The organism is Marinobacterium weihaiense (assembly GCF_019061305.1).
Classification (GTDB): Bacteria; Pseudomonadota; Gammaproteobacteria; order Pseudomonadales; family Balneatricaceae; genus Marinobacterium; species Marinobacterium weihaiense.
In genome coordinates this window covers 63,272-75,928 of the sequence record NZ_JAHQZT010000006.1, presented here as the reverse complement: position 1 = coordinate 75,928, position 12,657 = coordinate 63,272, and the positions used below count along the sequence as shown (strand labels likewise).

The 12,657-nt window shown below is 60.8% G+C and carries 11 protein-coding genes and 3 tRNA genes; 5 read left to right on the top strand and 9 right to left on the bottom strand.

Annotation, left to right across the window (positions count from 1 at the left end):
- The first annotated feature begins 158 nt into the window (after positions 1–158).
- Both KTN04_RS06150 and KTN04_RS06145 read left to right on the top strand, forming a co-directional pair.
- Positions 159–683 (top strand): FKBP-type peptidyl-prolyl cis-trans isomerase, encoded by a 525-nt coding sequence (locus tag KTN04_RS06150; RefSeq protein WP_217334344.1) that lies wholly within the window; start codon positions 159–161, stop codon positions 681–683.
- A complete protein-coding gene (locus KTN04_RS06145; protein ID WP_217334343.1) occupies positions 683–1,990 on the top strand; it encodes a M18 family aminopeptidase in 1,308 nt (435 codons plus the stop codon). Before KTN04_RS06150 ends, KTN04_RS06145 begins: the two co-directional genes overlap by 1 nt.
- Positions 1,991–2,032: 42 nt before the next feature.
- On the opposite strand, the gene KTN04_RS06140 is transcribed toward KTN04_RS06145, so the two are convergent.
- The 3 genes from KTN04_RS06140 to KTN04_RS06130 are packed head-to-tail and all read right to left on the bottom strand — an operon-like array spanning position 2,033 to position 4,114.
- Positions 2,033–2,425 carry a DUF3429 domain-containing protein gene (locus KTN04_RS06140; protein ID WP_217334342.1) on the bottom strand — a complete coding sequence of 131 codons (393 nt, stop codon included), beginning with the start codon at positions 2,423–2,425 and terminating at the stop codon, positions 2,033–2,035.
- Positions 2,422–2,577 carry a DUF2256 domain-containing protein gene (locus tag KTN04_RS06135; RefSeq protein ID WP_217334453.1) on the bottom strand — a complete coding sequence of 52 codons (156 nt, stop codon included), beginning with the start codon at positions 2,575–2,577 and terminating at the stop codon, positions 2,422–2,424. Before KTN04_RS06135 ends, KTN04_RS06140 begins: the two co-directional genes overlap by 4 nt.
- A 31-nt stretch (positions 2,578–2,608) precedes the next feature.
- The gene (locus KTN04_RS06130) at positions 2,609–4,114 is read right to left on the bottom strand and encodes an FAD-binding domain-containing protein (protein ID WP_217334341.1); all 1,506 of its coding nucleotides are present in this window, start codon (positions 4,112–4,114) and stop codon (positions 2,609–2,611) included.
- A gap of 108 nt (positions 4,115–4,222) precedes the next feature.
- Here KTN04_RS06130 and KTN04_RS06125 point away from each other — a divergent pair, with 108 nt between their 5' ends.
- Positions 4,223–5,299 (top strand): efflux RND transporter periplasmic adaptor subunit, encoded by a 1,077-nt coding sequence (locus KTN04_RS06125; RefSeq protein ID WP_217334340.1) that lies wholly within the window; start codon positions 4,223–4,225, stop codon positions 5,297–5,299.
- Positions 5,300–5,305: 6 nt separating this feature from the next.
- Positions 5,306–8,359 (top strand): efflux RND transporter permease subunit, encoded by a 3,054-nt coding sequence (locus tag KTN04_RS06120; protein WP_217334339.1) that lies wholly within the window; start codon positions 5,306–5,308, stop codon positions 8,357–8,359.
- On the opposite strand, the gene KTN04_RS06115 is transcribed toward KTN04_RS06120, so the two are convergent.
- Positions 8,360–9,301 (bottom strand): sodium-dependent bicarbonate transport family permease, encoded by a 942-nt coding sequence (locus KTN04_RS06115; protein ID WP_217334338.1) that lies wholly within the window; start codon positions 9,299–9,301, stop codon positions 8,360–8,362.
- Positions 9,302–9,420: 119 nt separating this feature from the next.
- On the opposite strand from KTN04_RS06115, the gene KTN04_RS06110 reads away from it, so the two are divergent.
- Positions 9,421–10,383 (top strand): LysR family transcriptional regulator, encoded by a 963-nt coding sequence (locus tag KTN04_RS06110; protein WP_217334337.1) that lies wholly within the window; start codon positions 9,421–9,423, stop codon positions 10,381–10,383.
- Here KTN04_RS06110 and KTN04_RS06105 read toward each other — a convergent pair.
- From KTN04_RS06105 to KTN04_RS06085, 5 genes are all read right to left on the bottom strand, one after another.
- Positions 10,355–10,735 (bottom strand): rhodanese-like domain-containing protein, encoded by a 381-nt coding sequence (locus tag KTN04_RS06105; protein ID WP_217334336.1) that lies wholly within the window; start codon positions 10,733–10,735, stop codon positions 10,355–10,357. The genes KTN04_RS06110 and KTN04_RS06105 overlap by 29 nt on opposite strands.
- Before the next feature lie 91 nt (positions 10,736–10,826).
- Positions 10,827–12,083: a glycosyltransferase gene (locus KTN04_RS06100; RefSeq protein WP_217334335.1), complete on the bottom strand. Its 1,257-nt coding sequence runs from the start codon at positions 12,081–12,083 to the stop codon at positions 10,827–10,829.
- 54 nt (positions 12,084–12,137) lie between these two features.
- Positions 12,138–12,214, bottom strand: a tRNA-Pro gene (locus KTN04_RS06095).
- Positions 12,215–12,222: 8 nt separating this feature from the next.
- Positions 12,223–12,298: transfer RNA gene (locus tag KTN04_RS06090), tRNA-Asn, on the bottom strand.
- A gap of 26 nt (positions 12,299–12,324) precedes the next feature.
- Positions 12,325–12,400 (bottom strand) — tRNA-Asn (locus tag KTN04_RS06085).
- Positions 12,401–12,657: the final 257 nt, after the last annotated feature.

Genomic DNA, 12,657 nt, shown 5'->3' with positions numbered 1-12,657 from the left:
TATATCCGAGTGCAGGGCGTCCGTCCGTATGCAGTCGGCTAATAGGTAGACGGCGTTGGCGCTAATCGGTTCCGTCAGCTACAGCCATGTGAGTGTAGTCATCGCGTCTGGTAATGTAAAATCATTGGTTTATCGCAGAATTTACGGAGCATATGCCGATGCAGATCTGGAAATCAGTCCCGTTGGCGCTGGCTGTCGCGCTGTTGCTGGCCGGGTGCAATAAGGATCCCGAGCAGGAGCGCCTGCGTCAGGAGCGCCTTGAGCGCGCCTTGAATGATGAAACCCGTCAGGCCGGAGATGCCTTTTTGGCTGAAAATGCCAAGCGTGAAGGTGTAGAGGTCTTGGAAAACGGCGTGCAGATTGAACACTTGGTCGAGGGCAGTGGTGCCAGCCCCACGGCGGCCGACACGGTTGTGGTGCAGTACGAGGGCACGCGTGTGGATGGTCACGTGTTTGATAGTTCTTACACGCGTGACACACCGGCCCGGTTTCCGCTCAAGCAAGTGGTGCGCGGCTGGCGCAACGGCTTGATCAAAATGCGTGAAGGTGGCACCGCCATGCTTTACCTGCCACCGGAGCAGGCGTATGGCGCAACCAGCCCATCACCGGATATTCCCGCCAACTCCACCCTGATTTTCAAGATTGAACTGATTGAAGTGATCAAAAACGAGGATGCTTACTGATGCTGAATGCCACCTTGGAGCTGTCGGCGTTCAACGCCTCCCTGCGCACCTTTCTGGACGCCTCGCCCACCCCTTTTCATGCCGTCCGGAGCATGGCCGAGCGCCTGGAAGCGGCGGGCTTTGCGGCGCTGGATGAAGCGGACAGCTGGACACTTGAGCCGGGCAAGGGCTACTACATTACCCGTAACGGTTCCTCCATCATTGCCTGGCGTCAGCCGACACGAAATGCAGCCGTCAATCTGGGCTGGCGCCTGATCGGCGCGCACACCGATTCACCCTGCCTGAAGGTCAAGCCCACCCCTGAATTGCACCGTCAGGGCTACTTTCAGCTGGGTGTCGAGGTCTACGGTGGCGTACTGCTCAACCCCTGGTTTGACCGTGACCTGTCACTGGCCGGCCGCGTAACCTATCGCAATGAGGCGGGCCGTATTGCCAGCGCCCTGATCGATTTCGAACAGCCGGTGGCGGTACTGCCGAGCCTGGCGATTCACCTGGACCGGGAGGCCAACGCCAGCCGTACCATCAATGCCCAGACTTACCTGCCGGTGGTGATGGGGCAGGCGGATACGAAACCGGATTTTCGGGCCTTGTTGAAGCAGCGTTTGCAGGCGCAGGGTGTCGAACAGATCGAGACCGTGCTGGATTATGAGCTGTGCTTCTATGATACCCAGAGCGCCGCGGCAGTGGGGCTCAATCAGGAGTTTCTGGCTTCAGCACGGCTGGATAACCTGCTCAGCTGCTTTACTGGTCTGCAGGCATTGATCGATGGTGGCGAAGCGGCGGCGGGTCAGGTGTTGGTCTGCAATGACCATGAAGAGGTGGGCAGCATGAGCGCCTGTGGTGCACAGGGCCCCATGCTCGGCCAATGGCTGGAGCGCGTCATGCCGGATGCCGATCAGCGCAACCGCTCACTGTCGTGTTCCATGTTGATCTCTGCGGACAACGCCCACGGCGTGCACCCCAATTTCAGCGACAAGCATGACGGCAATCACGGCCCGCTGCTCAACGCCGGCCCGGTGATCAAGATCAACGCCAATCAGCGTTACGCCAGCAACAGTGAAACCAGTGCGTTGTTCCGCCACTTGGCCGAGCAGGTGGGCGTGCCGGTACAGAGCTTTGTGGTGCGTACTGACATGGCCTGCGGCAGCACCATTGGCCCGATCACGGCGGCGGAACTAGGGGTCAAGACGCTGGACATCGGAGTGCCCCAGTTCGCCATGCATTCCATTCGCGAACTGGCCGGTAGCCAGGATGCGCATGGTTTGTACACGGTGTTGCAGCGTTTCGTGCAGACCGACCTGGTCTGATGTCGGCAAAATTGCGCCGGCTCAATCCAGTAACCTGCCGGATCAGGTAGCCAGCCAAACCAGGTGGCAGAGCACGGCGACCGCCGTCAAGTGCATGCGCAGGCGGCGGTAGTCGGGCTGATCCAGTTGCGTTCTATCCCATAACCACCAACTCAGGTAGCTGCCGATCAGTACAATCAGTGTGGCGGGCATTGGCAGCAACAAGGCCAGCCAGCCCAACAGGCTCGGCAGCATGCATAGACACAGTCGGGAAGGGGTGCTCCACTCCGGCCTGCTCAGTGCGACGCCCCAGTGTATACCGCCCAAGAACGACAGAATCACCGCGCTGTAGGTGGTGAAGGCCACTGTTGTCAGAGGGTGCAGGCTCATGCCCAGAGTCAGGCCAATAAAGGGAATCAGGCCGGCATAGCCTAACCAGTGTGCAGTTCGAATCATGGTTGGTGTTCTCCTTGAGCCCCGCGTTGACGGCGGCAGCGTTGTGAGCAGTAACGCACTTCGTCCCAGCAATTGGCCCATTTGCGCCGCCAGCTGAAGGGGCGCTGGCAAGCGGGACAGATCTTTTCAGGCAGGTCGGCTTTGCGCTTCATACGGGGCATGGCGGCTTCCGGATGTCTGGTTTCAGTCCCACAGGCTGAGCTGCGGGTTGTGAGGTGTGGCGGATGTGGTGCGTCGGTTGGTGCGGCGGCCGCTCGCACGACGGCTGCGTTTGCGACTGCCCAGCTGCTGGTACACCGCTCGGCTGAGTTCATCAAAGCGGGGATGATGGTGAATGGCCGCGACCTTGTCCTTGGCCGAACGGGCCGCCATATTCAGGTCCACCATCGGTGCCGGGTAGCGAGCTTGCCTGAGCAGGCGCGGTTCGTGCAGGGCCGACAATGGAACTTCTGCCAGTTCGGGAAGCCAACGGCGCATGAAGAGGCCATCCGGGTCCAGATCCAGACCCTGCTTGAGCGGATTGTAGACGCGAATGGCATTGATGCCGGTGGTGCCGGACTGCATCTGGATCTGTGACCAGTGGATGCCGGGCTCGTAATCGATAAAGGCGCGAGCCAGCACCTGTCCGCTGTCCTGCCAGGGCAGCCACAGGTGATAACTGGCCACAGATGTGAGCATGGCGCGCATGCGAAAATTGATCCAGCCACGAGCATTGAGTGCGCGCATGCAGGCATCGACAAAGGGCCAGCCGGTCAGGCCGCTGGCCCAGCGTTCCAGGCGCTCTGAGTTCGGTGCCCGATCCAGTTCGTCAAACAGGGGGTGAATCGGCGCCCACTCCAGTGAGGGGCGATCTTCCAGCTTTTGCATAAAATGGCAGTGCCAGTACAGGCGACTGATGAAACTGCGCAGCGAGCGTTGCCAGGCGGTGTGTTCGGCCTGTTCCAGGGCTTGATGTGCCGCCTGATAGACCTCGCGTACGGACAGAGTGCCCCAGCACAGATGCGGTGACAGGCGCGAGCAGGCGGCATAGGCCGTATTGGGGCTGGACATGGCAAAGCGGTAATCGCGGCCGCGGTTGGTCAGAAAACTGTCCAGACAGCGCAACCCCGCCCGGCGACCGCCGGGCTGCTGCTGCACGGGGTACATGTTTTCGGGTGCCAGGTCTGACAGGGGGACGGAGGTCGGCCCGTCCGAGGGTGGCTGCAGGTCTGGCACTGGCAGAGTGGAAGGCTGCATACGGCGCTCCCAGTGGTCGGCCCAGTGATCGCGGTTGCCCAGGCGCCTGACAACGCCGTTTTGGGGCCGTTCCTGCCAGTGGATACCCTGTTCCCGACACCAGGCAGCCACCTTACGGTCGCGTCCGAAGGTCCAGTCGTTGCCGGTTTCTTCGTGAGACCAGAGCACGAATTGGCCATAGAATGTTTTGATCTCAGCCAGCACGTTTGTTAGCTCCCCCTTGCGCAACAGCAGGGGGATCCCCATAGTGCCCAGCTGTTGCTGGAGGTCGGCCAGACTGTCCAGACAAAACTGCCAGTGGCGGGCCGAGATATCCCTCTGGGCCCAGTACCCAGGCTCGACCACAAACAAGGGCAGGACCGGACCATAACGGGCGGCTTCAGTCAGTGCGGGGTGGTCGTCCAGGCGCAGGTCACGCTTGAACCAGACCAGCTGTAACATGGGTGCAGGCATGCCCGTGTTACGTATAGGCGGTGTCGTCTGGTTCAGCTGGCATGAACCAAACGCAACTATACTGGTCACTGTCCGTTTCGGTTGCCCATAAATACCAAAGGAAGGCTTATGTTTCGAACACTGCAGAAATCGCCACGTCATCTGTACCTGGCGTTGACCGGGGTGCTGCTGAGCATGCTGTTGACCGGTTGTGACAGCGAACCGCCCGCTGCCGCGTCCAGCGTGACGGACGTCGAGCGTCCGGCACGTATCGAGCGGGTGCGATCGGTGGAGTCCGACAGTCTGGTGTTCAACGGCACGGTGCGGGCGGCCCAGAGGGCCGAGCTGGCCTTCAAGGTGGCCGGGCGTGTTGAGAAGATGGTCGTGAACGAGGGCGACCGGGTAGAAGCCGGCGATCTGCTGGCGCAACTGGATGACCGGGAGTTGCGCACGGCACTGTCTTCGGCCCGGGCCGAATACGCCAGCGCCGATGCCGATTACAAGCGCGGGCTGGCGATCTACAAGCGCAGTCAGGCGATTTCCAAGAGTGATCTGGAGAAGCTGGCTACTCAGCAGAATCTGGCTGCCAACCGCCTGCGTGAAGCGCAGCTGGCCCTGGATGAAACCCGGCTGACCGCTCCCTTTGCAGGGGTGGTCGGGCGCAAGCTGGTAGAAGATTTTGCGCGCGTGGGGGCCAACCAGACGGTCGTCGTGCTGCAGAACCTGCAGGATTTGGAAGTCGTGATCCAGGTGCCGGACAAGGTGGTGTTGCAGCATCATCGCGAGCAGCCGGTGGCCGCACGCATCGTCGGGCTGGAACAGCAGTTTCCGTTGAGTCTGAAATTCTTTGCCACCGAGGCGGACCCGGTCACCCAGACCTACCAGGTGGTGTTCGGCCTAGGTGACAAGGGCGATGCGCCGGTCTTGCCGGGCATGTCGGCACAGGTGTTTGCCGTGGGCAGTAATGGCGAGCAGCGGGTCGCCGTGCCCCTCAGTGCCATCGTGCCGGACAACCAAGGGCAGCAGTTCGTGTGGCGCGTCAGCGATGAGGGACGGGCGATGAAACAGCCGGTGCAGGTCGGGCCGCTGCTGGGGGATCGTGCCGTCATTACCGATGGCCTGGCGCAGGGCGAACGCATCATCACCGCCGGTGTGGGCAGCGTGCGCGAAGGCATGGCCGTGCGTCCGTTGGACAACAAGGAGTAAGGGCTGATGGATATTGCGCGTTACGCCATTGCCAAGCGCACCAGTCTGTGGGTGATCGTGTTGCTGCTGTTGCTGGGCGGTTATATCAGCTATGGCAAGCTGGCGCGGTTCGAAGACCCCGAGTTCATTATTCGTCAGGCCGTCATCATTACCACTTACCCGGGCGCCAGTGCCCAAGAGGTGGCGGATGAGGTCACCGATCGGATCGAGGCGGCGGTGCAGGCCTTGCAGGAACTGGACGAGGTGAAGTCCGTCTCCCGGCAGGGATATTCGGAGGTGACGGTCGAGATCAAGATGGAATTTGCCGCCACCCAGGCCCAGCTACAGCAGGTTTGGGACAAGCTGCGGCGCAAGGTGGCCGATGTCGAGCGTTCCCTGCCGCCGGGTGTGGGGCCGGTGATCGTCAATGACGATTTCGCGGATGTGTATGCCCAGTTCTATGCCATTACCGGTGACGGCTACAGTGATCGCGAGCTGCAGGACTACGCCGACTGGCTGTCGCGGGAGCTGGCGCTGGTGCCCAGCGTGGCGCGCACCGCGCTGCTGGGGGATCGGGACGAGCGCATCTTCATCGAAATATCCCGCGAGCGCCTGGCTCGGTTCGGGCTGGAGTCGCAGCAGATTTACCAGGTACTGCAGAAACAGAATCTGGTGACGGTCGCCGGTGAAATGGAAGCCGATGGCATGCGGGTGCCCGTGGTACCCCGGCGTACCATCACGGACTTCAGTGATCTGAACAACCTTCAGGTCGGCGTTGGTGCCGACAATACCGTACTGCGCCTGGCCGACATTGCCAGGGTGGTGCGCGGCTACCAGGAACCGGTCGGTCTGATGATGACCTATGATGGCGAGCGTGCCATCGGCCTGGGTATCTCCAACGTGCAGGGCGGCAACGTGGTTGAGATGGGCGATGCGGTCAAGCAGCGCCTCGCCGAACTGGAAGGGCAGCGTCCAGTGGGCATGGAGCTGCATCCGATTTCGCTGCAGTCCGACTCGGTGCGCCAGTCGGTGTCGGCATTTGTCGGCAACCTGATTGCGGCCGTGGCCATCGTGTTTGTAGTGCTGCTACTGTTCATGGGGCTGAGAGTCGGCATGATCATCGGTTTCGTGTTGCTGCTGACGGTGGCAGGTACCCTGATCATCATGCTGTTCGACGATATCGCCATGCAGCGCATCTCGCTGGGGGCGTTGATCATTGCGCTGGGCATGCTGGTGGACAACGCCATTGTCGTCAGTGATGGCGTGCTGGTGCGGTTGCAGCGTGGCGAGGAGCGTCAGGCCGCCATTTCGGCCGTGGTTAAAGACACCATCTGGCCTCTGCTGGGGGGAACGCTGGTCGGTATTCTGGCCTTCAGCGCCATCGGCCTGTCGCCCAGTGACATGGGTGAATATGCCGGCTCCCTGTTTTGGGTCATCCTGTATTCCATGCTGCTCAGTTGGGTGTTTGCGATCACGGTTACGCCGCTTTTGTGTCAACAGTTCCTCAAGGTCAAGGTGCAGGCTGAAGACAAGGGGCCGGGTTGGATCGGGCGTCGCTATGCCGGCCTGCTGCACTGGGTGCTTACCCATCGAGGCCTGTCGGTCCTGCTGCTGCTGGCGGCTCTGGGGGGCGCGGTATCGGCTGCGAGCCTGATACCGCCCGGTTTCATGCCAGATTCGGAGCGGCCACAGTTTGTGGTGGATCTGTATCTGCCGCAGGGCACTGATATCGAGACAACAGCCGAGCGTCTGGCACAGGTCGAGCAGGTGGTGTCCGAGCGTGAGGGGGTTACCCATACCACCGGCTTTGTCGGCGGTGGCGGACTCAGGTTCATGCTGACCTACTCACCGGAGCCGCGCAACCCCAGCTATGCCCAGCTGTTGATCGATGTCGATGACTACCGTCGCATTGCGCCACTGGTGGCTGACCTTCAGGCGCAGCTGTCACACCAGTTCCCGGACACCTCGGTCAAAGTGTGGAAGTTCATGCTCGGCCGGGGCGGCGGCAAGAAGATCGAAGTTGCCTTCACGGGACCGGACTCGCGGGTTCTGCGCGAGCTGGCGGAAGAGGCCAAGGCGCTGATGCACCAGCAGCCCTCCCTGATAGCCATTCAGGACGACTGGCGTGATCAGGTGCCGGTTGCCCAGCCGCGCTGGCTGCAGGAACAGCTGCAGCGACTGGGGCTGACCGAATCCGAGGTCAATGCCGCATTGGCACAGACGCTGAGCGGTCGCCAGATCGGTGTATACCGGGAAGCCGATCAGCTGATTCCGCTGGTGGTGCGGGCGCCGCTGGAAGAGCGCAATCAGTTGCGTGCCATCGAGAACACCGAAGTCTACAGTCCGGCCGCCGGTCAGACGGTGTCGGTCAACCAGCTGCTGGCCTCGGTGGATCTGGTGTGGCGTGATGCCCAGATTCGTCGCATCGATCGGCAGCCGACCATCATGGTGCAGGCCGACCCGGCGCCTGGCGTGGTCACCAACGATGCCTTTGCTCAGATTCGGCCGCAGATTGAAGCCATGGCGCTGCCGCCCGGCTATAAGTTGAAGTGGTATGGCGAGTATGAATCCTCGCGTGAAGCCAATGCCGGGATAGCGGCCTCTGCGCCCTATGGCTTTGCCGCCATGATTCTGGCCGTGGTGTTCATGTTCAATGCCCTGCGGCAGCCGCTGGTGATCTGGATGACGGCACCGCTGGCGGTGATCGGGGTCGTGATTGGCCTGATCCTGTTCCAGACACCGTTTGAGTTCATGGCCATTCTCGGCTTCCTCAGCCTGATCGGCATGATGGTCAAGAACGCCATCGTGCTGGTGGATGAGGCGGACAATAATATCCGTGCCGGGCAGGTACCCTTCGAGGGTGTGGTGAGTGCCTGTCTCAGCCGCGCCAGACCGGTGGTGCTGGGGGCGTTGACCACTATTCTGGGGGTTGCCCCCCTGCTGGTCGATCCGTTCTTCAAAAGCATGGCGGTCACGGTGATGTTCGGCCTGCTGTTTGCAACGGCTCTTACACTGGTGGTGTTGCCGTTGTTCTACTGCGTGTTGATGCGCATCCCTGCGCGCTTGAGCACTGAACCCTAGTCAGTTCAGCGCAAGGATCATCTGGTGGTACAGCGGTATGCCGATGATCACGTTGAACGGGAAGGTGAATCCCAGCGATGCCAGCATTGCCAGGCCGATGTTGGCCTGTGGTATGGCGGCTCGAATGGCCGCCGGCGCCGCGATATAAGAGGCGCTGGCGGTCAGGCTGGCCAGTACCAGGGTCGTGCCGATCGGCAACTCCAGCACTGTGCCGGCGGCGATGCCGAAGCAGGCCAGAATGCTTGGGACGATGCAGGCAAAACTCAGCAGGCGCCAGTGCTGCCAGGGAATGGGACGCAGGGTTTCCGCGGCGGTCAGGCCCATTTCCAGCAGGAAGAGCGCGAGAATAGCCTTGAAGGCACCGGTGAACAGGTCGGTTACGGCGGCACCGTTCATGGGGCCATAGAGGTAACCGATGATCACGCCGCCGGCCAGCAGAACGACGCCACGGTTGGTCAGGGTCTCGTGTAACAGGCTCAGGCGTGAGTGCGCGGTGTCGCTGCTGCGGTCAAAGTGGCGGAACAGGGCCAGTCCGACCATGATGGCCGGCAGTTCCAGCAGCACCAGGTACAGGGTGACTTCAGGCCCGGTGATTAGCTGGTGGCTTTCTGCATAGGCCAGAGCAACGGCAAAGGTGCCGGCACTGACGGAGCCGTAATGTGCACAGATGCTGGCGCTGTCTGCCAGCGACAGGCGCACCAGTCGGCGCAGCAGGGGAAACAGCAGCAGGGGAATCACGGCACCGAGCGACATCACCAGCAGTAGCTCCGGCACCAGGCTCGGCGTCAGGTTGCCGTGCAGCCCCATCCCGCCCTTGAGGCCGATGGTCAGCATCAACAGCAGGCTGAGTGTATCGTAGGCCGCTTTGGGGATGCTGAGATCCGACTTCACCAGGCCGGCAACAACCCCCAGCAGAAAAAACATCACAACAATATCGGGCATGACCACCTCTTTTGGTTTCGAATCAAATGCGTGGCGCGATTGTGCCTGTGCGAGGGCATTGCTTCTAATTAATATTTGGTAAAAGATGTATAGATATTCATCTATGTAATGAGGCGGGCATGAATCTCAGGCATTTGACCTTTCGCTTGCTGGAAGTTTACGTGACGGTGGTGCGTACCGGCTCGGTGACGGCTGCCGCGCGCCAGTTGCACCTGACGCAGCCGACTGTTTCACAGCAGCTCAAACGGTTGGCGGAAACCGTACAGGAGCCTCTGTTTCACAATGCGTCCGGTCGACTGGAGTTGACCGATACCGGCCGCGAGCTGTATCGCACGGCGCTGGACGTCACCGGGCGGTTCGCCGATTTTCAGGATTACCTGGCTGAATTAAGAGGCGGGCACCGAGGGCGCTTCAGTATTGCGCTGGTCAATACGGCGCAATATGTGCTGCCGCGGCTGCTCGGCCCTTATTCGCAGGACTTTGGTGAGGTCGATATGACGGTGCATATCGGCAACCGTCAGCAGTTGCTGGAGCGTTTTGATCGTCAGCTTGATGACATCTATGTGTTCAGTCATCCGCCATCCTCCGAGCAAGCGTTGGCCGCACGTTTTCTGCGCAACCCGCTGGTCATGCTGGCGCCCGAATCGCACCCGCTGGCGCAGGTTGGTCGGGTGGCAGTTGAACAGTTGTTGTCGGAGCGTCTGTTGCAGCGCGAGCCTGGCTCGGCCACGCGGATGCTGTTCGAGAGCTGGCTGCAGGGCCGCGGACTGCAATGGTCCAATGTGCTGCAGATGGCCAGTAACGAGGCGATTCGGGTGGGGGTTGCCTCCGGTATGGGGGTCGCGGTGGTGTCACGGCACGCGGTGCCGATGGTGCATCCTGGTATCGTGATTCTGCCGGTGGACGGCTTTCCGATCGAAAGTCACTGGCACTTCATTATTCGTCGGGACCGGCGTCTGCCGCACGCCGCCCGCGGTTTTCTGGAGTATGCGGCCGGAGCGCTGGAGTCCTGTCTGCCGGCCGAGTACGTCTGCAATGAAGTGGCAGGGCTATTCAGTCAAATTCCGGCAGAGACGGCGTGACCACCGGTTTGCCGGATTCGACCCAAGCGTCAATGCCGCCGCTGAGAGACGTCACGTGCAGGTAGCCCATTTCGGTCAGGCTCTGAGCGCTGAGTGCGGCGCGGCCGCTGGTCTTGCAATACAGCAGAATGTTGAGGTCGCGTGACGCCAGTGCCTCATCGTTGCTCAGCCTGAATTCAAGCAGGCCGCGCGGAATGTTGATGGCGCCACTGATATGCCCGGCGTGGTATTCATCGGCTTCGCGTACGTCGATCACGACATCGGCCGCCTGGAGGGCCGCCTCTGCTGCCGCGACCGGTACTTCGTTGATGTTGGCCTTGGCGGCAGCGACCAGATCTTGTGCGGTTTTCATGACATGCTTCCTGTGTGGGTATGAAAGGCATTTATTCTAAAAGCCACAATATTAGAAAGACAGCATATATTGTCGGGTCGGCCGAATAGTATCAGGCGTTGGCATCTTTAGGGCGGTTTTTGGCCTCGATCCACTGCGCCATGTACTGGGTGCTTTTCATGCTGTGGTGACGCAGCATGGCGCCGGTGAAGTTGGTTAGCCGATGTGCTTCCAGGTTGAGGCGAAGCTGCTGCAAGCGATCGATCAGGGCATCCGCGTGCCGCTCGAAGTCAAAGCGACGGTTGTGCAGCTCAAACCCTTGGCGTGCGCAGTTGCTCCAGTGTTCTGGCTGGGTGTAGAGGGCGAGAGCGTGTTCCGCGAACGCGTCCGGCGTGTCGGCAACCGGCTGGGGCCAGTGTGCATCGCCGGCCATGCCCTCGGCACCGACTCGGGTGGTCACGGACGGCGTACCGCAGGCCAGGGCGTCCACCAGCTTGCCCTTGAGGCCGGCGCCGAAGCGCAGCGGTGCCAGATTGACCCGTGCCTGTCGCATGACCTCGCTGGCATCATCGGCCCAGCCCTTGACCAGAAAGCCCTCGCGAGCATTGTGCAGCTGTGTTGCTTTCGGCGGCGGGTAGGCGCCGTAGACATGCAGTTCGGCCTCCGGCAGACGTGCCCTGATCAGGGGCCAGATCGACTGTTTCAGCCAGAGCACGGCATCCCAGTTGGGGGCGTGGCGAAAATTGCCGATCACGATAAAGTGTCGACGCTGGTCAAAAGCGGGAAATTGGCGCCGAGCCTCTGCCGTGACGGGCGGCTGCATGAACGGGCTGTCCAGCAGCAGGGCGGTATCGACCTTGAAGGTATTCTGCAGCTGCTCAATTTCGACGGGCGAGATCATCAGCGTCAAGTCGCTGCGCAGGATAGCCGCAACTTCGCGCTTGGCATGATCACTGAACAGCAGTGTCTCGGGAACCTCCAGGCTGACCTGGCCGCTTTGCTTGCTGCACTGGTGGCGTGCATGGCGCAGGCAGGAGAGGTCTTCGGTATCCAGCAGCCGGATCGCGTTCGGGCAATGTTTTTCGACCCGCCAGCCAAACTGCTCTTCCATCATGAAGCGATCGAACATGACGACATCCGGCTGCAGCGCTCGCAGGAAATCATCGAAACTGGAGCAGTTAAGGGCGATGTTGGTCTCTTTGATGCCCAGGGCGGGGAGGTCGGCCCGATGAGGGCTCATTTCGGCGGGGCTGGCAAACGTCACCTGCCAATTCGCGCGCCGAAAGCTTTTCAGCAGTGCAAGCATGCGATAGCCAGCAGCGCTTGAAGCAGGCTCGGGCCAGACATAACCGATAACAAGAACATTCATGGAAATTTCCACCGAAGCATTCGGGGGATTTGAAACAAGAAGGGGTGCTTAAGATGGTCGGAGCAGAGGGATTCGAACCCCCGACCCTCTGGTCCCAAACCAGATGCGCTACCAGACTGCGCTATGCTCCGACTTCGGTTGGCTCCTCGAGCTGGACTCGAACCAGCGACCAATAGATTAACAGTCTACTGCTCTACCAACTGAGCTATCGAGGAAAACCGAATTGTACGATTGAGTAGGTTGGCTCCTCGAGCTGGACTCGAACCAGCGACCAATAGATTAACAGTCTACTGCTCTACCAACTGAGCTATCGAGGAACACCTCAACCGTGGATGCGCATATTAGAGATGAGGGTCGGAGTCGTCAAGCATTATTTTGAAAATATTCCTTTTGCATCAACGCTGCATGGCTGTCACCGGTGAGACAGCAGACAGCAGACAGCAGACAGCAGACAGCAGACAGCGGAGAGGCGCGCGGTGACGGTGTGCCAGAGGTTATGCCGTGCCAGCCGGTGGGACAGAGTTGTGCGGGCGCGCGCAGGGCGCATCATTCCTCTTATCTCGCTTCCGGTTTT